Origin of the sequence: Maledivibacter halophilus, assembly GCF_900167445.1 — a bacterium.
Classification (GTDB): Bacteria; Bacillota; Clostridia; order Peptostreptococcales; family Caminicellaceae; genus Maledivibacter; species Maledivibacter halophilus.
Genome location: NZ_FUZT01000005.1, coordinates 251,047 through 270,272, shown reverse-complemented (window position 1 = coordinate 270,272; position 19,226 = coordinate 251,047). Strand labels below are relative to the sequence as shown.

At 31.2% G+C, this 19,226-nt stretch carries 19 protein-coding genes and 1 other annotated feature; all 19 genes read left to right on the top strand.

The genetic code is table 11. The annotated features are described in order from the left end of the window. The first annotated feature begins 59 nt into the window (after positions 1–59). The 19 genes from B5X81_RS28760 (at position 60) to hisS (ending at position 19,209) form a co-directional block, all read left to right on the top strand. Positions 60–1,622 carry a SpoIID/LytB domain-containing protein gene (locus B5X81_RS28760; RefSeq protein ID WP_170917386.1) on the top strand — a complete coding sequence of 521 codons (1,563 nt, stop codon included), beginning with the start codon at positions 60–62 and terminating at the stop codon, positions 1,620–1,622. Between the two features lie 11 nt (positions 1,623–1,633). After that, complete coding sequence (gene queA / locus B5X81_RS27425; protein ID WP_079491890.1) at positions 1,634–2,659, top strand: tRNA preQ1(34) S-adenosylmethionine ribosyltransferase-isomerase QueA; 1,026 nt, start codon at positions 1,634–1,636, stop codon at positions 2,657–2,659. Between the two features lie 9 nt (positions 2,660–2,668). Next, positions 2,669–3,787, top strand: a complete 1,119-nt coding sequence (gene tgt / locus B5X81_RS27420; RefSeq protein ID WP_079491888.1) for a tRNA guanosine(34) transglycosylase Tgt — start codon at positions 2,669–2,671, stop codon at positions 3,785–3,787. Between the two features lie 195 nt (positions 3,788–3,982). Next, positions 3,983–4,231 carry a preprotein translocase subunit YajC gene (yajC, locus tag B5X81_RS11535; RefSeq protein ID WP_408606796.1) on the top strand — a complete coding sequence of 83 codons (249 nt, stop codon included), beginning with the start codon at positions 3,983–3,985 and terminating at the stop codon, positions 4,229–4,231. Between the two features lie 100 nt (positions 4,232–4,331). Beyond that, entirely contained in the window at positions 4,332–4,727 is a 396-nt protein-coding gene (locus B5X81_RS11530) for a TIGR04086 family membrane protein (protein WP_170917385.1), read from the top strand. 70 nt (positions 4,728–4,797) lie between these two features. Then, entirely contained in the window at positions 4,798–4,938 is a 141-nt protein-coding gene (gene scfA / locus B5X81_RS11525; RefSeq protein ID WP_079491884.1) for a six-cysteine ranthipeptide SCIFF, read from the top strand. A gap of 123 nt (positions 4,939–5,061) precedes the next feature. Beyond that, on the top strand, positions 5,062–6,417 hold the full coding sequence (gene scfB / locus B5X81_RS11520) for a thioether cross-link-forming SCIFF peptide maturase (protein ID WP_079491883.1): 1,356 nt from the start codon (positions 5,062–5,064) through the stop codon (positions 6,415–6,417). 17 nt (positions 6,418–6,434) lie between these two features. Next, on the top strand, positions 6,435–6,941 hold the full coding sequence (locus B5X81_RS11515) for a gamma carbonic anhydrase family protein (RefSeq protein WP_079491881.1): 507 nt from the start codon (positions 6,435–6,437) through the stop codon (positions 6,939–6,941). 19 nt (positions 6,942–6,960) lie between these two features. Then, positions 6,961–8,265 (top strand): protein translocase subunit SecD, encoded by a 1,305-nt coding sequence (gene secD / locus B5X81_RS27050; RefSeq protein ID WP_139380310.1) that lies wholly within the window; start codon positions 6,961–6,963, stop codon positions 8,263–8,265. A gap of 41 nt (positions 8,266–8,306) precedes the next feature. Next, the gene (gene secF / locus B5X81_RS27045) at positions 8,307–9,170 is read left to right on the top strand and encodes a protein translocase subunit SecF (protein WP_139380309.1); all 864 of its coding nucleotides are present in this window, start codon (positions 8,307–8,309) and stop codon (positions 9,168–9,170) included. 194 nt (positions 9,171–9,364) lie between these two features. Further along, on the top strand, positions 9,365–9,763 hold the full coding sequence (locus B5X81_RS11505; protein ID WP_079491880.1) for a LapA family protein: 399 nt from the start codon (positions 9,365–9,367) through the stop codon (positions 9,761–9,763). 425 nt (positions 9,764–10,188) lie between these two features. After that, positions 10,189–11,553 carry a hypothetical protein gene (locus tag B5X81_RS11500; RefSeq protein WP_079491878.1) on the top strand — a complete coding sequence of 455 codons (1,365 nt, stop codon included), beginning with the start codon at positions 10,189–10,191 and terminating at the stop codon, positions 11,551–11,553. Positions 11,554–11,599: 46 nt separating this feature from the next. Then, a complete protein-coding gene (locus B5X81_RS11495) occupies positions 11,600–12,112 on the top strand; it encodes an adenine phosphoribosyltransferase (protein WP_079491877.1) in 513 nt (170 codons plus the stop codon). A 290-nt stretch (positions 12,113–12,402) separates the two neighbouring features. Beyond that, positions 12,403–14,571, top strand: a complete 2,169-nt coding sequence (locus tag B5X81_RS11490) for a RelA/SpoT family protein (protein WP_079491875.1) — start codon at positions 12,403–12,405, stop codon at positions 14,569–14,571. Positions 14,572–14,601: 30 nt separating this feature from the next. After that, positions 14,602–15,051 (top strand): D-aminoacyl-tRNA deacylase, encoded by a 450-nt coding sequence (gene dtd, locus B5X81_RS11485; RefSeq protein ID WP_079491874.1) that lies wholly within the window; start codon positions 14,602–14,604, stop codon positions 15,049–15,051. A gap of 12 nt (positions 15,052–15,063) precedes the next feature. Then, on the top strand, positions 15,064–15,684 hold the full coding sequence (locus B5X81_RS11480; protein ID WP_079491872.1) for an MBL fold metallo-hydrolase: 621 nt from the start codon (positions 15,064–15,066) through the stop codon (positions 15,682–15,684). Positions 15,685–15,795: 111 nt separating this feature from the next. Further along, positions 15,796–15,975: a hypothetical protein gene (locus B5X81_RS11475; protein ID WP_079491871.1), complete on the top strand. Its 180-nt coding sequence runs from the start codon at positions 15,796–15,798 to the stop codon at positions 15,973–15,975. A gap of 52 nt (positions 15,976–16,027) precedes the next feature. Continuing rightward, a complete protein-coding gene (hemZ, locus tag B5X81_RS11470) occupies positions 16,028–17,512 on the top strand; it encodes a coproporphyrinogen dehydrogenase HemZ (protein WP_079491869.1) in 1,485 nt (494 codons plus the stop codon). Between the two features lie 80 nt (positions 17,513–17,592). After that, positions 17,593–17,864, top strand: a binding site (T-box leader). Positions 17,865–17,946: 82 nt separating this feature from the next. Then, positions 17,947–19,209, top strand: a complete 1,263-nt coding sequence (gene hisS, locus B5X81_RS11465) for a histidine--tRNA ligase (protein ID WP_079491868.1) — start codon at positions 17,947–17,949, stop codon at positions 19,207–19,209. Positions 19,210–19,226: the final 17 nt, after the last annotated feature.

Here is a 19,226-nt window from a genome sequence, read left to right as displayed (position 1 = left end):
ATAATCAACCCTTAAGTAATATAAATTTGATGTTGGTTATCTATAAAAGGGGAGACAAGATGAAAAAGAAAATATATATTTTATACATGCTTATAATAATTATATTTTTAGGCACCAGTGTTTCTTTTGGACTTAGCAAAAACGAAATACCAAGTATGATTAAAATAGGACTAAAATTTGGTAGTAATTCTGCTTCTTCAGTAAATTTACATTCTAAGAAGGGTTTTGAATTTGGATATTTTGAAGATGATAGGTTTTATTCTTTGTGTGATTTTGAGAGTGTAGAAATTATGGAGATAAAAAAGGATGATTATTATAAGATACAAGTAGGGGATAGTTTTTCATCTAGGGAAGAAATGGAGGATTTTTTAGATGAATTAAGTGGAGGTTCTTATTATCCAGCTTATGAAAGGAATTGGAAAATATATATTGGATTGTATAGTTCAGAGAGAGATGCTAAAGAATTTATTAGACAGACTGGCAAAATCAATCATAAAAAATTAAAACTTGTAAAACCTAATAGTGAAAGTGTTGTTGTTTTGGATAGAAGAGAAAGACCACTTTTAGCCTATGATAGTTCACAGCTGGAATTTAATTTTATATCATTTAATGATGAGAATGGAAATGATATAATAACTGTTGATGGGAAAAAGTACCGTGGAGGAATAGTTATTAAGAGACTTCCAGGTAGTGATATGACCGTAATAAATTATTTGGATCTAGAAAAGTACTTATATGGAGTTCTTCCAGAGGAAATGACAGATAATTCACCGTTGGAAGCTTTGAAGGCCCAGGCTGTTGCAGCTCGGAGTTATGCTATTTCTACTATAAATAAACATCAGGATTTAGGCTTTAATTTATGTACTACTACTAATTGCCAGGCCTATGGAGGATATGAAGCTGAGAAGCCAAAAACTAATATGGCGGTTAATGAAACTGCCGGAAAAGTTATAACATATGATGGTAAAATAATAACACCTTTTTACCATGCCAATAGTGGAGGATATACAGAGGATAGTGAAAATGTATGGAGTGCTAAGCTGCCTTATATTAGAGGAGTAAAGGATGATTTTTCACTGGGAGGACCAAACAGCAGCTGGACAAAGGTATATGAAGAAGGAGAAATAGAAAAAATATTGAATTCTGCTGGCTTCAATATCGGAAAAATAAAGGATATATATGTGGAAGAGTATTCGGATAATGGAAGAGTACTCAGCCTGATAATAAGTGATGGTATAAGAGAAATAAATTTGGCAAAGGGAAAGACAAGAACTATATTTGGACCTACAGTAATAAAGAGTATGAATTTTCATATTAGTACAAATGCAGATCATTACATTATGTCCTCTGATATGTCCAATGTAGAAAGAAAGTCAATGGATGATTTGGTTATATTATCGGCAGATGAATCTAAAAAAACTTCCAGAGGTAATACATATAGAATATCTAATGGGGATGATCATGTGTCATCTTCATCAGGGCCCCAAAAATATATATTTAATGGAAAGGGATATGGACATGGATTAGGAATGAGTCAATGGGGAGCAAAAAAAATGGCTGAACTAGGATATGAATATGAGGATATACTTAAGCATTATTATACTGGAACAACAATAGAATAGGAGTTTTTGAAATGAAAACAAGTGATTTTTACTTTGACTTACCGGAGGAATTAATAGCTCAGGTTCCCTTAAAGGAAAGAGATAAATCTAGATTAATGGTGCTTGATAAGGAAACTGGAAAAGTAAGTCATAATAGTTTTAGAGATGTATTGGGTTTTTTAAAGGCTGGAGACTGTTTAGTTCTTAATGATACCAGAGTAATACCTGCAAGACTTTTTGGTGTAAAGGATACAGGAGCAAATGTAGAGTTTTTACTTTTAAAGCGAATAGATAAAAATAAGTGGCAGACATTAGTTAAGCCTGGTAAAAGAGCTAAAATTGGTTCTAAGTTTTTCTTTGGAAACGGTAAGGAGCTTACTGGAGAAATTGTTGACCTGGCTGAGGAAGGAACAAGGATAATAGAATTTACATATGAAGGAATTTTTGAAGAGGTTTTAGATAGACTAGGTAATATGCCTCTTCCACCCTATATTACCAGAAAGCTTGAGGACAAAGAAAGGTATCAGACGGTATATTCCAAGCACAGGGGATCAGCAGCTGCTCCAACGGCAGGTCTTCACTTTACGGAGGATTTATTAAAGGAGTTAAAAAATAGAGGTGTAAAAATTGCCTATATAACTTTACATGTTGGTCTAGGAACATTTAGACCTGTAAAGGCGGAAAATATACTTGAACATAAAATGCATTCAGAATTTTACATGGTAAGTAAAGAAACCGCCGATCTGATAAATGGCACAAAAGCTGATGGCAGGAGAATAATATCTGTTGGAACTACTGCCACAAGAACCTTAGAAACCCTTGGAGATAGTGATGGTAGGATAAGAGAAGGAAATGGCTGGACAGATATATTTATTTATCCAGGATATAGATTTAAAGTAATCGATGGACTATTAACAAATTTTCACCTGCCAGAATCAACCCTTATAATGCTTGTAAGTGCTTTGGCAGGTAGAGAGAATGTTTTAAGGGCATATAATGAAGCTGTAAAGGAAAGATATAGATTTTTTAGTTTTGGAGATGCAATGTTAATTATTTAGGAGGAAAAAATGGCTATAAGATATGAACTAATAAAAGAATGCAAACAGAGTGGCGCTAGATTAGGAAAATTACATACGCCCCATGGGGTAATAGAAACGCCAATTTTTATGCCTGTAGGCACACAAGCAACTGTTAAATCCATGACTCCAGAGGAGTTAAAGGAAATAGAATCTCAAATAATACTTAGTAATACATATCATTTATATTTAAGACCTGGACATAAACTAGTTGAAAAAGCAGGTGGACTTCATAAGTTTATGAATTGGGACAGGCCAATACTTACCGATAGTGGAGGGTTTCAGGTTTTCAGCTTAGGGGATTTAAGAAAAATTTCTGAGAAGGGCGTGGAGTTTAGATCTCATATTGATGGGTCAAAGCATTTCATAAGTCCTGAAAAAGCCATAGAAATACAAAATTCTTTGGGATCTGATATTATGATGTGTTTTGATGAATGTGCTCCTTATCCATCAGATAGAGAATATGTTAAGAATTCTTTAGAGAGAACAACTAGATGGGCTAAAAGATGTAAGGAGGCCCATAAAAAGACTGATACTCAAGCCCTCTTCGGTATTATCCAAGGGGGAATGTATAAGGAGCTAAGGGAGCAAAGCGTAAAGGAAATTACGGAAATTGATTTTCCGGGATATTCTATAGGGGGATTAAGTGTAGGAGAGCCTAAGCCTCTCATGTATGAAATCCTTGAATATACAACGCCTTTGATGCCAAAGGATAAGCCAAGATATTTAATGGGTGTTGGAAGCCCAGATTGCTTAATTGAAGGAGCAATTAGGGGAGTAGATATGTTTGATTGTGTTTTACCTACCAGAATAGCTAGAAATGGTACAGCTATGACGAGTCAGGGAAGAATAACAATAAAGCAGGCTAGATATTTTGATGATTTCACTCCCCTTGATCCCGAATGTGACTGTTACACCTGTAAAAATTATACTAAAGCATATTTAAGACATTTATTTAAAGCAAATGAAATTTTGTCTGCAAGATTATTTTCTTATCACAATCTATATTTTTTACTTAAACTTATGAAAAATATAAGAGAAGCAATAAGAAATGACAATTTATTAGATTATAGGAAGGAATTTTTTGAGAAGTATGGATACGAATTATAAAAAAATAGAGGAAAATTGAGTTTTTCGTTGAATATATTACCTTGAATGTAAATGTAAAAATTTAAGAAAAACAAGAAATTTTCTTACTGTATATAATTCAATGTTTGAGAAGTAAAAAGGGAGATTTATAATGGATTATATATGGTTAACAAATTAAAAGGAGGAGTTATTGTGCAGCAGTATTCAGGTTTAATAATGATGCTTGTATTCTTCGGTATCTTTTATTTCCTATTGATTAGACCTCAGCAAAAGAAGAATAAGCAAATTCAAAGAATGAGAAGTGAATTAAAGGTTGGAGATAATATCATAACTATAGGTGGAGTTCATGGTAAAGTCCTAAGTATTAAGGACGAATTAGTAACTATTGAAGTTGGTGCTGACAAGGTAAAACTTCAAATTTCTAAATGGGCTGTAGGAAGTGTAAAAGATAAATCTAATCAATAATAATTAAAAGAGGATGGTCTAAAGCCTCCTCTTTTTTGTTCTAAATAATGACTCTTCACATATATTTTTATTATATAGTATTATGTGGAGGTGTAATAATATGGCTAAGGCCAAATTTATTAATAGCAAAGAAAAAATGCCAAGGATGACATATTTTAAAAGTATAGTTAAATCATTAATATTTACATTGGCGATAATGCTAATTTTAGCAGCTATAATAACATTTACATCGGTATCAGAATCTATAATGCCATTAATAACTTCTATAATTATAATATTTAGTATTGCTTTTAGTGGTTTATTATCGGCGAAGGAGATTAGGAAGAATGGATTTATCCATGGACTATTTACTGGAGCTATATATATATTGTTTATATTAATCTTAAGCTGGATTTTGATAAAGGATTTTTCTATAGATAAATTTGCTATAATAAAAGGTATTATTGGAATAATAGCAGGGGGTATAGGTGGAATGATTGGAGTGAATTTGAAATAATACTTTTCATAAGTGATGACTATATGCTATAATTTAGTAGTACTGACAAAATAGGAGGTAGGAATAAAAAATGAAACATATAAAAACATTGAGCTTCGGAGCACTTAAGAAATCTGCAGAAAAGGGCGGATGTGGAGAATGCCAAACATCTTGTCAATCTGCATGCAAAACATCTTGTACAGTTGCAAATCAGGAATGTGAAAATCAATAATACATACCAAAGGCAGCGTATAGGCTGCCTTTTCCATGTAAAAAACTTGTTCTTGATTAATAAAAGCAAATTTAATAAAATAAGTAGTGGAAACCTAAAATTTTGACAAAGAAGGGGAAAAAAATGATACACAAATTTAAAATAGACGATGTAATGATTGTTTTAGATGTAAATAGTGGTGCGGTACATGTTATAGATGATTTAGTGTATAATGTTTTAGATTATTATCCATATAAAGACAGAGAAGAGGTTATTAAACTTTTAGAGGAAAAATATAGTCCCAGTGAGATTGAAGCTGCCATTAAAGAAATAGATAGTCTTATAAAGCAGGATATATTATTTAGTGAAGACTCATATATTACAAATTCTAGCTTTGTAAACAGAAAACCTGTTATAAAGGCTCTTTGCCTGCATATTGCCCATGATTGTAATTTAAGATGTGAATATTGCTTTGCTTCTCAAGGGGATTTTAAGGGTGATAGAAGTCTTATGACCGAAGAGATAGGAAAAAAAGCTTTAGATTTCCTTATTGAGAATTCTGGAAATAGAAGGAATCTTGAAGTGGATTTTTTTGGAGGAGAACCACTATTAAATTTTGATGTTGTGAAAAAATTAGTAGAATATGGACGAAAAAGAGAAAAAGAAGCAAATAAAAATTTTAGATTCACTACAACTACAAATGGAGTATTATTAAATGATGAAATAATTGAATTTATAAATGAGAATATGGATAATGTAGTTTTAAGTATAGATGGAAGAAAAGAAATTAACGATAAAATGAGATATACAGTAAATAAAGGTGGATCTTATGATATAATTATTCCTAAGTTTAAGGAAGTAGTTAAAAATAGAAAAGACAAGAGTTATTTTGTTAGGGGAACATTCACAAAGCATAATTTAGATTTTTCAAAGGATGTATTGCATTTAGCTGATTTAGGTTTTAAAAGCACCTCGGTTGAACCAGTTGTGGCTGAACCGGGACAGGATTATGAGCTTACTAAAGAAGATTTGCCGGTAATTTTTGATGAATATGAGAGATTGGCTAAAGAAATGATAAGTAGAGAAAAAGAAGGTAGAGGCTTTAGCTTTTTTCATTTCATGATTGATTTAGAACAGGGTCCATGTGTTATAAAAAGATTAAGTGGTTGTGGTGCAGGTTCAGAGTATTTGGCTATAACACCACAAGGAGACATATATCCCTGCCATCAATTTGTTGGAAATGAAGATTTTTATATGGGAAATGTATTGACTGGATTTGAAAACAGAGAACTTGGATTGAATTTTAAAAATGCTCATGTATACAGTAAAGAAAAATGTAGAGAATGTTGGGCTAAGTTTTATTGTAGTGGAGGTTGCCACGCCAATGCCTATAATTTTAATAAGGATATATACGAGCCCTATGAATTGGGATGTGAGATGGAAAAGAAAAGAATAGAATGTTCTCTATATATAAAGGCTAAACTAAGTAAAGAAATTTAAAATGGAGGTAATAGGCTATGATAATAAAGTACATTGATTATGAACCGGATATTCATGAAAGCTGTTATATATCTGAGACAGCCCAAATTATTGGCAGAGTAAAGCTTAAAGAAAATGCAAATATTTGGTTTGGTAGTGTACTAAGGGGGGATGAAAGTTATATTGAAGTAGGAAGAAATACAAATATACAAGATAATGCTGTTGTCCATATAAATAAAGATATGCCAACAATAATAGGAGAGAGTTGTACCATAGGACACTCTGCAATAGTACATGCCTGTACTGTTGGAAATAATGTTTTAATTGGTATGGGTGCTATTATTTTAGATGGAGCAGTTATAGAGGATAATGTAATAATAGGAGCTGGGGCATTAGTTCCTCCAGGAAAAACTATTCCTAAAAATTCATTAGCAGTTGGCTCTCCATGTAAAATAGTAAGAAAGCTTACAGAGGAAGAAGTAAAGGGTTTAGAAGAATCAGCAAAACATTATGTAAAGAGTTCAAAGGAATATAAAGTGAAATAAAGTTAGGAGGAAAAGGGGTATGAAGTTAAAAAACTTTTTTGTTTTTCTGCTTGTACTGGCTATAGTTGGTGCAGGTATATATACTGCTTTAGAAGGACTTGAAATTGGAAATTTTACTATTAAACCTGTTAAGGATTCAATGAAATTAGGTTTAGATATAAAGGGTGGAGCCTTTGTTGTATTAGAAGCAGAAACCGATGAAAAAGGTGAAAGTTTAAAGAAAATAATGGAGCAAACCAAAGAAGTTATAACTAGACGTGTTAATGCAATGGGACTCACAGAGCCTAATATTGTTTTAGAAGGTGATAAGAGAATAAGAATAGAATTACCCGGGGTTAAAGATTCCCAGGAAGCTATTGATTCCATAGGTAAAACTGCTCAACTGAAATTTGTCAGAATAAAAGGAGAAAAGGAAGAGGTAGTTCTTACAGGTAAAGAGGTAAAAAATGCAACCTTAGGATTCCATCCTGAAACTCAGGAGCCTATTGTCTCATTAGAACTGAATAATGAAGGAACAAAGGCATTTCAAATTGCCACAAGGGAGCTGTCAAAATTACCTTATCATATACAGGATCCCAATGATCCTGAAAAAAGGCTTGTAAATCTAGAGAGAGCGATTCACATTGTATTGGATAATGAGATAATATCTAGCCCAATGGTTGATGAAGAAATTCCTAATGGAAAATCTTTTATATCAGGAAGTTTTACAGCGGATTCAGCAGCAAGACTTGCTGCACTTATAAGGGGAGGAGCACTGCCCGTTGATTTACATGAAATTCAAACTTCAGCAATTGGACCTACTTTAGGGATGGATTCCCTTAGGACAAGCATTGATGCAGCTAAAATAGGTATCTTACTTGTACTTCTCTTTATGCTTATATACTATAGAGTACCTGGATTTGTTGCTGATATTGCTTTGATTATATATATATTAATTGTTGTTCTTGTTTTAATAGGGCTTAATGCAACAATAACATTACCTGGAGTAGCAGGATTGATATTAGGTGTAGGTATGGCTGTAGATGCCAATGTTATTATCTTTGAGAGATTAAAGGAAGAACTAAGAAATGGAAAAACGGTAAGATCTTCTATAGATTCAGGCTTTGCTAAGGCAATTAGAACAATTTTAGATGCTAATATTACTACCTTTATAGCTGCTATAGTATTGTACTACTTTGGGCTTGGACCAATAAAAGGTTTTGCAGTTACCCTTATGGTTGGTATATTGGCAAGTATGTTTACAGCAGTATTTGTAACTAAGTTTTTATTAAAATTAATAGTAAAAATGGATATATTCAAAAGTAAGAAGCTATTTGGGGTGTAGAATAACTCTAAAGTTATTTATCTATAGAAGGGAGAATAAAGATGAAGATTGCACAGAATTATAAAATCTGGTTTACTATATCATTAGCTGTTATGATTTTAGGACTGATAATGGCGATTACTTCTGGTATGAATCTTGGTATAGATTTTACTGGAGGAACCGTAATGCAGTTTAATATAGGGAAAGAATTTACATTGGAAGAAATTAGGGAAATAACATCCCAGTTTGATTTAGATGCGGATATATTACATGCTGGGAAGAATAAAGAAGAAGTAATTATAAAAACTAAGAAATCTCTATCAAATCAAGAAAGAATGGAAATATTTGAAGTATTTAAAGAAAAATATAATTTGAATAAGGATGAAGATTTTAGAGAAGCTGAGCAATTTGGACCTACAATGGGAGCAGAAATTAGAAATAAGGCCTTGATATCAATTCTATTGGCTTCTGCTGGAATGCTTTTGTATATTAGCTATAGATTCCAACTTAGATTTGGTGTGGCTGCAATTATTGCTCTTATCCATGATACATTGATAGTGTTGTCAATATATTCTATATTTAAAATTCCTGTAAATAGTCCCTTTATTGCAGCAGTATTAACAATAGTTGGATATTCAATAAATGATACTATAGTTGTTTTTGATAGATTAAGGGAAAACCTTAAGTACATGAAGAAAGAAACATATTTTGATATTGCCGATAAAAGTATAAAACAGACATTGACTAGATCAATCAACACATCTATAACTACACTTTTAGTAATTGGTGCATTATTTGTATTTGGAGTTGAATCTATAAAGGAATTTGCATTGCCTCTATTGGCAGGGGTTCTTACAGGAACTTATTCATCAATATTTATAGCTAGTCCTGTATGGGCTTTATCAAAAAGTATTGGGAAAAACTAATTTTCATTGTTCTAAAGTTTGATTTACGGTTGTAGATACTGAGAATCCTTTTAGCTATAGTAAACCCATGAGATAATAGGTCTCATGGGTTTTTCCATAAAAGAAAGTTATTTTAAGTGAAAGAAGGATAAAAGGGAATTTTGTTGAATATTAACTATATGCTTTAAAGAAAACAACTTTAAGGAGTGATTTTTATGCAAATATTATTTATTTTATCCCTTGTATTTGCCATTTTGGTTTCAATTTTTGCCGTTATGAATTCTGATCCGGTTACCATAAAATTATTATGGAAACAGTTTGAGTTTTCCCAGGCAATAGTTATATTAGGTTCAGCTGTATTTGGTGCCACAATAGTAGCATTTTTAGGGATTTTTAGTAAAGTTAAGTCAAGTTTAAAAATTCGAGAATTACAAAATAAAATCAAAAAACTAGAAAAAGAAATAGAGTCAAAATCTATAGAAAGTAATGACACAACGATAAATGAAGAGGTTGATAAAAATAATAATACAGAAAAGAATAAACAGGATATTATTAAGGAAGATATTATTAATCAAGAAATAAATGTGGAAGATGATAGAGAAGAGAATGTATAGGTATAGTTATCTATAGTCATGCTATATTAAAACTTAAAATAAATTTTGCTGAAATAACGAAGGCTTTTACATTCTTTCAAAGAAATTTATTAATTTTTTAGAGTAGCGCTATTATTATATTTTATAAAAATCACATCTGAAAAATTTGTTGAATCTAAGCATAATTTATCATATAATAAGATGTGATTATTTTGTGATGCTTTAAATTTATCAGATATAAATAATAGTAAGATAATTGATATATGCATAGAAAATGTTCTTATAAATATAATATATAATATTTGAGGAAATTTCATAATTCTAACTTGGCAAAATTGTATAATATATGTGATATAGTTTCGAAGATTTTAAAGATATATGTAGTATATAGTTTTTTTATATGGTAATTATGCAATTTGCTCATTTATCAAAAGATAGGAGTTTTTATGCTGCTACATGATAAAATTTGGGTTATAAAAAATGAATTTGACAATAATACAATTGAGTTAGCAAACAAGCTGGGAATATCAAATATTACGGCTGGATTATTAACTAATAGAGGAATAGATACTTTTGATAAGGCTGTGTCTTTTTTAGAAACCGATAGAAATCATTTAAATACTTCCCTTTTATCAAAGGATATTAATAATTGTGACTGGATAGAAGAAAATCCTAATATCCAGGAATTAAAAATTGATATGGAACTGACTATAAAAGATATAGGCTTTGATTTGATTGATGAAATAAAAAAGCTAGGGTCTTTTGGATATAACAATCCTAAACCTTTGTTCTGTTATAGGAAAATAAGATTGTTAAGTGTAAACTTTTTTGGTGATAAAAATCAGCATATTAAGCTCGAAGTTGAAGATGAAGGTAGAATCCTTGACTGTATTGGATTCAACCTAGGGAAAGCTAATGAAACCTTGTCAAGGGGGGAAGAAATAGATATAGCTTTTTCTTTAGGTATAAATTCATTTAAAGGAATTGAAACAATTCAGCTATATCTAATAGACATAAGAAGACGTTGTGAAGAAGGCTATAAGGCTAGCAGCTTAGTTCATGCCTATTATTGGAGTTTTCCAAATTTATTTAATAATTGCCAGTACAAGGAAATGGAATTTAGTTTAGATAATGTTGTGGATTTGAGAAATATTAAGAATAGGGCTAAATATGTAATTGAAAATATAGAATTGAGTAGTAATAATTTGATTTTAGTTAATACAATAGAAGGACTTATAGATTTAAGTTTATTTTTATGGGATATTAATAAATTTGATATAATTGAATCTATTAGCTTTAATTTTTCTAAAAATGATAATTATGATAATATTATTATAGTAAATCCAATTTTAAATAAGTTGGATTTTGAAAAGTATGAAAATATTTATATATATGATGTACCTGTTATAAAAGAAGAAATAGATTTTTTGATAAATTACGGGGAAAAGGTACATTGCCTTTACAATAAGAATGATATAAAAATACTAAGGGAATTTCTGAAAAATACTATTCCAAATAGAGATGATTTAGCAGAAATTTATATATATTTAAAACAGTTTTCTGATACCAATGAAATGTCTTATGAAAATATGATAAATGATTTATCAAATATGAATTTTGCTAAGCTTAGATTTTCTCTTTATATATTGTCGGAATTAAAGTTAATTGTATATGACCATACCAAAGAAAAAGTTGCTGTTGAATTGTTGCCTCCTCCCGAGGAAAAAATAGATATAGCAGCTACAGAATTATATAAAAGAGTAACAGGGGTTATTAAAGATTTTAAAAACTATTCAAAAGTTATATTTTAATATTGTATTGGGATTATTTCTATTTTAGTTTTAAGGAGGATTTATGATGAATTTAAAGGATAAGATTAGAGTTGTAGAAGATTTTCCAAAGGAAGGAATAAGCTTCAAAGATATTACTACCTTGCTTCAGGACGGTAAGGCATATAAAAGGGCAGTGGATTTATGTATAGAGGCAGTTAAGGATAAAGAATTCGATATTATTATTGGGCCGGAAGCTAGGGGATTTTTAATAGGGGCTCCAATGTCCTATGCTACAGGCAAGGGCTTTGTTCCCGTTAGAAAACCAGGTAAACTTCCATATGAGACAGTGAAATATGAATATGAATTAGAGTATGGTACAGATGCATTGGAAATTCATAGAGATTCAATTAAGCCGGGGCAAAAGGTCTTGATAGTTGATGATTTATTGGCCACTGGAGGAACAATTTTATCAACTATAAAACTTATTGAGCAGCTTGGTGGACAAGTAGTATCAGTATTGTTTTTAATTGAGCTAGAGTTTCTTAATGGAAGAGATACTTTAAAAGATTATGATGTTAAATCTGTGATTAAGTATTAGTGAATGGATTCCCATTCACTATTTTGCTAGATTTTGAATATTAATAATGTATAAATTAAAGTCTTTACTTAAATTCCTAAGAATTTTAAAATACAAAATGTAGTAGAGAGAGTCATGGGAGTTATCTACATATTTTATTTTAAAATTAATAATGCTAATTAGGCAAGTTTCTCAGGTGAATAAAACTATGAAAAATAGACATTTTATTATATAATATATTTAATTTCCCATATAGTTTTATTTATTTGACATTATATGCTCTTCAAAAGGTTGAAGAAGGTGATGATAACATGTTAGAAAACTTCATAGAAAAAATAAAACAATATAACCCTTATTATGACTTGTCGAAGATAGTTAGGGCATATAATTTTGCAGAGAATGCCCATGAAGGTCAGTTAAGAAAATCTGGAGAAAGATACTTAATACATCCAGCTAATGTTGCTCTTATACTAGCAGAATTAGAGTTGGATGAAGGAACTATAATTGCAGGGCTTTTACATGATGTTATTGAAGATACAAAATATACATTTGAAGATATAAAAAGAGAATTTGGTGAAGAAATAGCTTTAATGGTAGACGGAGTTACAAAGCTCGGTAAGTTCACATATGAAACAAAGGAAGAAAGACAAGCAGAGAATCTTAGAAAAATGTTTCTTGCCATGGCTAAGGATATAAGAGTAATACTTATAAAATTGGCTGACAGGCTCCACAATATGAGAACTTTAAAATTCATGAATGAGAGAAAAAAGAAAGAAAAAGCTATGGAAACCTTGGAAATATATGCTCCCATAGCAGATAGACTTGGTATATCTAAAATAAAATGGGAGTTTGAAGATATATGTTTAAGATATCTTGATCCGGAAGGCTATTATGATCTGGTAGAGAAGGTTGCAAAGAAAAGGAAAGAAAGAGAAGACTATATTAATTATGTAATTGATGAACTTGATGTTGAATTAGACAAGCTCAATATAGAATATGATATCTACGGAAGACCTAAGCATTTTTATAGTATATATAAGAAAATGGAATATCAGAATAAAAGCTTTGATGAAATATTTGATCTTACTGCAATTAGAATATTGGTAGATAATGTGAAGGATTGCTATGCAGTACTGGGGGTAGTCCATACAAAATGGAAACCGATACCCGGAAGATTTAAGGATTATGTGGCTATGCCTAAGCCTAATATGTATCAATCTCTCCATACGACTGTTGTTGGACCAAAGGGAGAACCCTTTGAAATACAGATACGAACCAATGAAATGCATAGAGTTGCTGAATATGGTATTGCTGCCCATTGGAAGTATAAAGAGGGTAAGACTGAAGATGAAGATATAGATAAAAAGTTAACCTGGCTAAGACAATTATTGGAATGGCAAAGAGAGCTTAAAGACCCTAAGGAATTTATGGAATCTTTAAAAATTGATTTATTTACCAATCAAGTTTTTGTATTTACTCCTAAGGGAGATGTTATTGACCTTCCCGTAGGATCAACTCCCGTTGATTTTGCATATAAAATTCACTCTGCTGTTGGTAATAAATGTATTGGTGCCAAGGTGGATGGACGCATAGTTCCTTTAGATCACAAGATAAAAACTGGAAATATAGTTGATGTATTGACTTCAAATAATAGTAATGGTCCAAGTAGAGACTGGCTAAAGTTTGTAAAAAGTACTCAGGCAAAAAATAAAATTAAGCAGTGGTTTAAAAAAGAAAGAAAAGAAGAAAATACCCAAAGGGGAAAAGAATTGCTGGAAAAGGAAGCCAAAAGACTGGGATATCCAGCAAAGGAATTTTTAAAGACCGAGTGGCTAAATGTAGTAATGAAAAAATTACGTTTTAATAATATGGAAGATCTTTATGCTGCTATTGGGTATGGTGGCATTGCTTTAAATCAAGTTATACCAAAGCTTAAGGAGTTGTACAGAGAAGAACATAAAGAGAAGAATCCAAATGTTGAAATAGAAAATATTCAAACAAATGTTAATAAAAAGAAGCCAAAAGATAAGACAAAGCAAGGTGTTAAGGTTAAGGGAATAGATAATATTTTGGTTAGATTTGCTAAATGCTGTAGTCCTGTCCCCGGTGATGACATTATAGGTTATATAACCAGGGGAAGAGGTGTTACTATTCATAGAAAGGATTGTCCCAATATACAAAATGATCCTAATTCCTATGATAGGTTTATAGAAGTGGAATGGCATGTTGACAAGAAGATTTCCTATTCAACAGAAATTCAGATTATTGCAAGCGACCGTAAAGGATTACTTGCTGAAATGACTAATAGTATCACAGAATCAAAAATGCATGTAACGGCAATTAATGCAAGAACTACTAAAGAAAAATTAGCTATTATTAATTTAACCATTGAAATTTCCGATACTCAACAGCTTTCAAAGCTTATGAATAAGTTTAGAGGTTTTCAGGATGTAATTGAAGTAAAGAGAGTTACATCATAAAAGCAGATGATTTTAATAGGAGGTTAAAAAATGAGAGCCGTTGTACAAAGAGTTACTAAAGCTAATGTAATGGTCCAGAATGAGAAGGTTGGAGATATTGATAAAGGACTTTTGGTTCTACTTGGGGTAGAAGATGGTGATAATAAAGAGGATGTAAAATACATGGTTGAAAAAATTACTAATCTACGCATATTTGAAGATGAAAATGAAAAACTGAATCTTTCAGTTTTAGATATAAAGGGGAAAATTTTAGCTGTATCTCAATTTACTTTATTAGGTGACTGTAGAAAAGGAAGAAGACCTAATTTTATGAAGGCGGCTAAGCCCGATATTGCTAACAAATTGTATGAAGATTTTGTGGGAAAGGCAAGGGAAAAAGGTCTAGAGGTTGAAACCGGAGTTTTTAGAGAACATATGGTTATAAATCTTTCGAATGATGGACCTGTTACTATATTGGTTGATAGTAAAAAAATCTTTTAAGGAGTTGATATTATGTATATTGAAAGAGTAGTTACAGGAATTTATGCTGCAAATTGTTATTTATTAGGCTGTGAAAAAACCAATGAGGCTGCAGTAATTGATCCAGGTGGAGATGCTGATGACATTTTAAAGAAAATAAATAAAAATGTTCTTGATGTAAAATATATTATTTTAACCCATGGACATGGGGATCATATAGGTGCTGTTAGGGAAATAAAAGAAAAGACTGGAGCAAAAATTTTAATTCATTCAAAGGATGAAGCTTTACTAAAGGATGCTGAAAAAAACTTATCAAGTCTAATGAGCGGCCCAGATGTTTCTTTGACGGCAGACAGACTTTTAAATGATGGAGACATAGTTGATGTAGGAGAGCTGGAGCTTAAGATTATTCATACGCCTGGACATACACCAGGAGGTATAAGTATAAAGGTAGAGGATGTACTGATTACAGGAGATACTTTATTTGCAGGTTCAATAGGAAGAACTGATTTTGAAGGTGGTTCCTTTGAAAAAATAATTAAATCAATAAAGAATAAACTCTTAATCTATGATGATTCAACAAAGGTATTACCCGGTCATGGTCCTGCATCCACAATAGGTAATGAACGAGCTAAAAATCCATTTTTAAGATAATAATACAGTATAAATATTATGAATACCTTTTATGTTATATGGAGAAAATATTCTTAAATTCTATATACAAGAAATATAAGATGATTATTGTATAATATAGGAGGATTCAATATGCTTGAAAAAGGAAATAACTATTCAAAATATAAATACAGTAATTTTATTGATATTGATGCATATCAATTGATGGAATTAGTTGAGCTTGGATATAGTGTAAGGGAAATTGCCAAGGAGTTAAGTGTGTCTACTGAACAGATAAATATGCTTAGAGATGAGGCTAATAAATATTATTAGTTATGTAATTTCCACGGTTATTGTTTTTAAAAGTAATCCTAGAGGTGGGAAGATGATAAATGTATTATTAAGGGGACATGATTTTAGACATGATATTGAAGAATTGATTAAGGTTTTTGGTTTATTTAAAGATATAGCATTTATTTCAGAGGAAAGAGAATATAATAATAGGAATGATTTTTTTTTAATTAATGAAGTGATTGAGAAAGAAGAAAAATGTTTCATTAGAACAAAGCTTAGTAAAGATAATCAATTACTTAGGATCCATGATACAAGTTATATAATAAATCTTAAGGATTCTGATATAAAAAGAAGAAAAGAATTAAAGAGAAATATTAAGGTCAATATTTTTGATATCTTGGTAACAATTTTCAACAATGATATTCCCTGGGGAATTTTAACGGGAATCAGACCTACAAAAATAGTACATGAGTTTTTAGATAATAATAAAAGTGTTGAAGGAATTAAGCAAATTTTAAAGGATGATTATAGAATATCTAGTGAAAAAATAGAACTTCTAATGGATATTGCCCTTTGTGAGAGAAAATATATTTACCCGATTAATGAAGATCTGGTTAGCGTATATGTCAGTATCCCTTTTTGTCCAACGAGATGTATATATTGTTCTTTCCCATCTAATCCAATAAAAGAAGGCAGTAATAAAATTGAAGATTACCTTGAAGCACTATATAATGAAATACAAATGACAAGTGAGTTGTTAAAAGAAGCCAATAAAAAAGTAGAAAGTATATACATTGGTGGAGGAACACCAACAACATTATCCTGGTTACAGCTTGATAATTTAATAAAATGTCTAAGAAAGTCTTTTGATACATCAGAGTTAAAGGAATTTACTGTTGAGGCCGGAAGACCTGATACAATAGATATTGATAAGCTAAAGACATTAAAGGAAAATGGCATTGATAGAATAAGTATTAATCCCCAAACTATGAATCTCAAGACCCTCGAACTTATTGGAAGAAAACATACTCCCCAGGAGATTGAGAGGGCATTTTATAGTGCAAGGAGAGCTGGATTTGATACTGTTAATATGGATATAATTATTGGACTTCCAGGTGAAGGAATTGACGAAGTACAAAATACAATGGAAGCTATTAAAACACTTGATCCAGAAAATCTTACTGTTCATACATTGGCTGTTAAAAGAAGCTCTAGATTAAAGGGAGCTTTAGGTGAATTTAAAATGTGTGATGAAGATTTGGTAAAGGAAATGTTGGCTATAACAAAGGAATATACTTATAGAATTGGACTTCATCCATATTATATGTATAGACAGAAATATATGGTTGGGAATTTGGAGAATGTAGGATATTGCAAAAAAGGACATGAGTGCTTATACAATATGCAAATAATGGAGGAGAAGCAATCTATTATTGCCCTTGGTGCTGGAGGAGTATCAAAAATTGTTTTCCCAATGGAAAATCGACTTGAAAGGGTTCCCAATGTAAAAAATGTAGATGAGTATATAAAAAGAGTAGATGAGATGGTAAAAAGAAAGAGAAAGCAAATAATTTAGCTCTAAAGATCCTAAATTTACAAATAATACCTTGACATAATCTATTTATCTGATTTATAATATATAAAACTTCATTAAAGAAATTGGCATGGAAGAGAAATAGTAGCTATAATGACGATTGCAGCGAATTAGGGATGGTGAAAGCCTAATATCTTAAGTTTTAGTGAAGACATCTCAGAGTCTACTATCGTATATAAAAAGATAGTACGTATTCAGGCGTTAACTGTTAAAGAATAACCAATACTTTTGTATAGTTATTAAATTTATCTAGTGGGTGGTATTGGTTGTATATAAACAAGTGGGTTTAACCAATTAGGGTGGCACCGCGGGAATCAATGCTCTCGTCCCTATGATTATTAATCATAGACGAAGAGTATTTTTTATTGGAAAGAAATATATTAAAGTGACTATAAAATGAAAGAGGAGGTAACAAAATGCTTACTAAAGCTCCAAGGGGAACTAAAGATGTATTACCATCGGATGTGTATAAATGGGTTTATGTAGAAAAGATGTTTAGTGAAATCTGCGAAAAATTTGGCTACCAGGCAATAAGGACACCGGTGTTTGAGCATACTGAGCTATTTAAAAGAGGAGTTGGAGAAACTACAGATATAGTTCAAAAAGAGATGTATACTTTTACTGATAATGGTGGTAGAGATATTACCTTAAAGCCTGAAGGAACTGCTCCAGTTGTAAGGGCTTTTGTGGAGAATAAGCTCTATGCTGGAACTCAGCCAACCAAGCTTTTCTATATTACACCGTGTTTTCGTTATGAAAGACCTCAGGCAGGAAGACTTAGAGCATTTCATCAATTTGGGATAGAAGCCTTTGGTTCAAAGAACCCTTCTGTTGATGCAGAGGTAATAGGTGTGGCAATGACTTTTTTTGAAAAGCTTGGACTAAAAAATCTTCAGCTGCGAATAAATAGTATTGGTTGTCCAGAATGTAGAAAGAAATATAATGAAGTGTTAAGGACATTTTTAAAGGATAAAATGGGTAAATTGTGTAAAACCTGTGCAGGGAGATATGATAGAAATCCAATGAGGATTATAGATTGTAAGAAAGAAGAATGTCAAAAGGAACTTAAAGGTGTGCCTTTGATTCTTGATTATATATGCGATGAATGTAAGGAGCATTTTGAAAAACTTCAAAAGTATCTTAGTATTATGGGATTGGAATTTAAAATAGATCCTAAGATAGTAAGGGGACTGGATTATTATAATAGAACTGCCTTTGAAATAATATCCAATGAAATTGGCTCCCAAAGTACTGTTTGTGGTGGAGGTAGATATGATGGTCTGGTTGAGGAAATTGGAGGACCTTCTACACCTGGAGTCGGATTTGGATTGGGTATTGAGAGATTAATTCTTACTTTAGAAAATAACAATATAGATATTCCAAGACCTAAGGGGCTGGATGCATTTATTGTTACAATGGGAGAAAGGGCCTATGAAGCAGCAGTTGAAATATCACACAAATTAAGAAATAATATGGTTTCAGTAGATATTGACCATTTAGGTCGAAGTATAAAAGCTCAATTTAAATATTCAAATAAGGTAAATAGTAAATATACAATTGTTATTGGAGATAATGAACTTGATAATAATAGTGTATCACTGAAGAATATGGAAACTGGAATTCAGGAAGAGATTGACTTAGATACTATAGTAGAGGAAATAACTAAAAGAATAAAATAGATAATAAAATAAGGAGG

Excerpts from the sequence above, each read along its gene's own strand:
- secD (WP_139380310.1), top strand. The coding sequence starts at position 6,961 with ATGAAGTTAAAAAACTTTTTTGTTTTTCTGCTTGTACTGGCTATAGTT.
- dtd (WP_079491874.1), top strand. The coding sequence starts at position 14,602 with ATGAGAGCCGTTGTACAAAGAGTTACTAAAGCTAATGTAATGGTCCAG.
- hemZ (WP_079491869.1), top strand. The coding sequence starts at position 16,028 with ATGATAAATGTATTATTAAGGGGACATGATTTTAGACATGATATTGAA.
- B5X81_RS11480 (WP_079491872.1), top strand. The coding sequence starts at position 15,064 with ATGTATATTGAAAGAGTAGTTACAGGAATTTATGCTGCAAATTGTTAT.
- B5X81_RS11505 (WP_079491880.1), top strand. The coding sequence starts at position 9,365 with ATGCAAATATTATTTATTTTATCCCTTGTATTTGCCATTTTGGTTTCA.
- B5X81_RS11515 (WP_079491881.1), top strand. The coding sequence starts at position 6,435 with ATGATAATAAAGTACATTGATTATGAACCGGATATTCATGAAAGCTGT.
- secF (WP_139380309.1), top strand. The coding sequence starts at position 8,307 with ATGAAGATTGCACAGAATTATAAAATCTGGTTTACTATATCATTAGCT.
- B5X81_RS28760 (WP_170917386.1), top strand. The coding sequence starts at position 60 with ATGAAAAAGAAAATATATATTTTATACATGCTTATAATAATTATATTT.
- B5X81_RS11475 (WP_079491871.1), top strand. The coding sequence starts at position 15,796 with ATGCTTGAAAAAGGAAATAACTATTCAAAATATAAATACAGTAATTTT.
- tgt (WP_079491888.1), top strand. The coding sequence starts at position 2,669 with ATGGCTATAAGATATGAACTAATAAAAGAATGCAAACAGAGTGGCGCT.
- yajC (WP_408606796.1), top strand. The coding sequence starts at position 3,983 with ATGATGCTTGTATTCTTCGGTATCTTTTATTTCCTATTGATTAGACCT.
- B5X81_RS11490 (WP_079491875.1), top strand. The coding sequence starts at position 12,403 with ATGTTAGAAAACTTCATAGAAAAAATAAAACAATATAACCCTTATTAT.
- queA (WP_079491890.1), top strand. The coding sequence starts at position 1,634 with ATGAAAACAAGTGATTTTTACTTTGACTTACCGGAGGAATTAATAGCT.
- B5X81_RS11530 (WP_170917385.1), top strand. The coding sequence starts at position 4,332 with ATGGCTAAGGCCAAATTTATTAATAGCAAAGAAAAAATGCCAAGGATG.
- B5X81_RS11495 (WP_079491877.1), top strand. The coding sequence starts at position 11,600 with ATGAATTTAAAGGATAAGATTAGAGTTGTAGAAGATTTTCCAAAGGAA.
- scfB (WP_079491883.1), top strand. The coding sequence starts at position 5,062 with ATGATACACAAATTTAAAATAGACGATGTAATGATTGTTTTAGATGTA.
- hisS (WP_079491868.1), top strand. The coding sequence starts at position 17,947 with ATGCTTACTAAAGCTCCAAGGGGAACTAAAGATGTATTACCATCGGAT.
- B5X81_RS11500 (WP_079491878.1), top strand. The coding sequence starts at position 10,189 with ATGCTGCTACATGATAAAATTTGGGTTATAAAAAATGAATTTGACAAT.
- scfA (WP_079491884.1), top strand. The coding sequence starts at position 4,798 with ATGAAACATATAAAAACATTGAGCTTCGGAGCACTTAAGAAATCTGCA.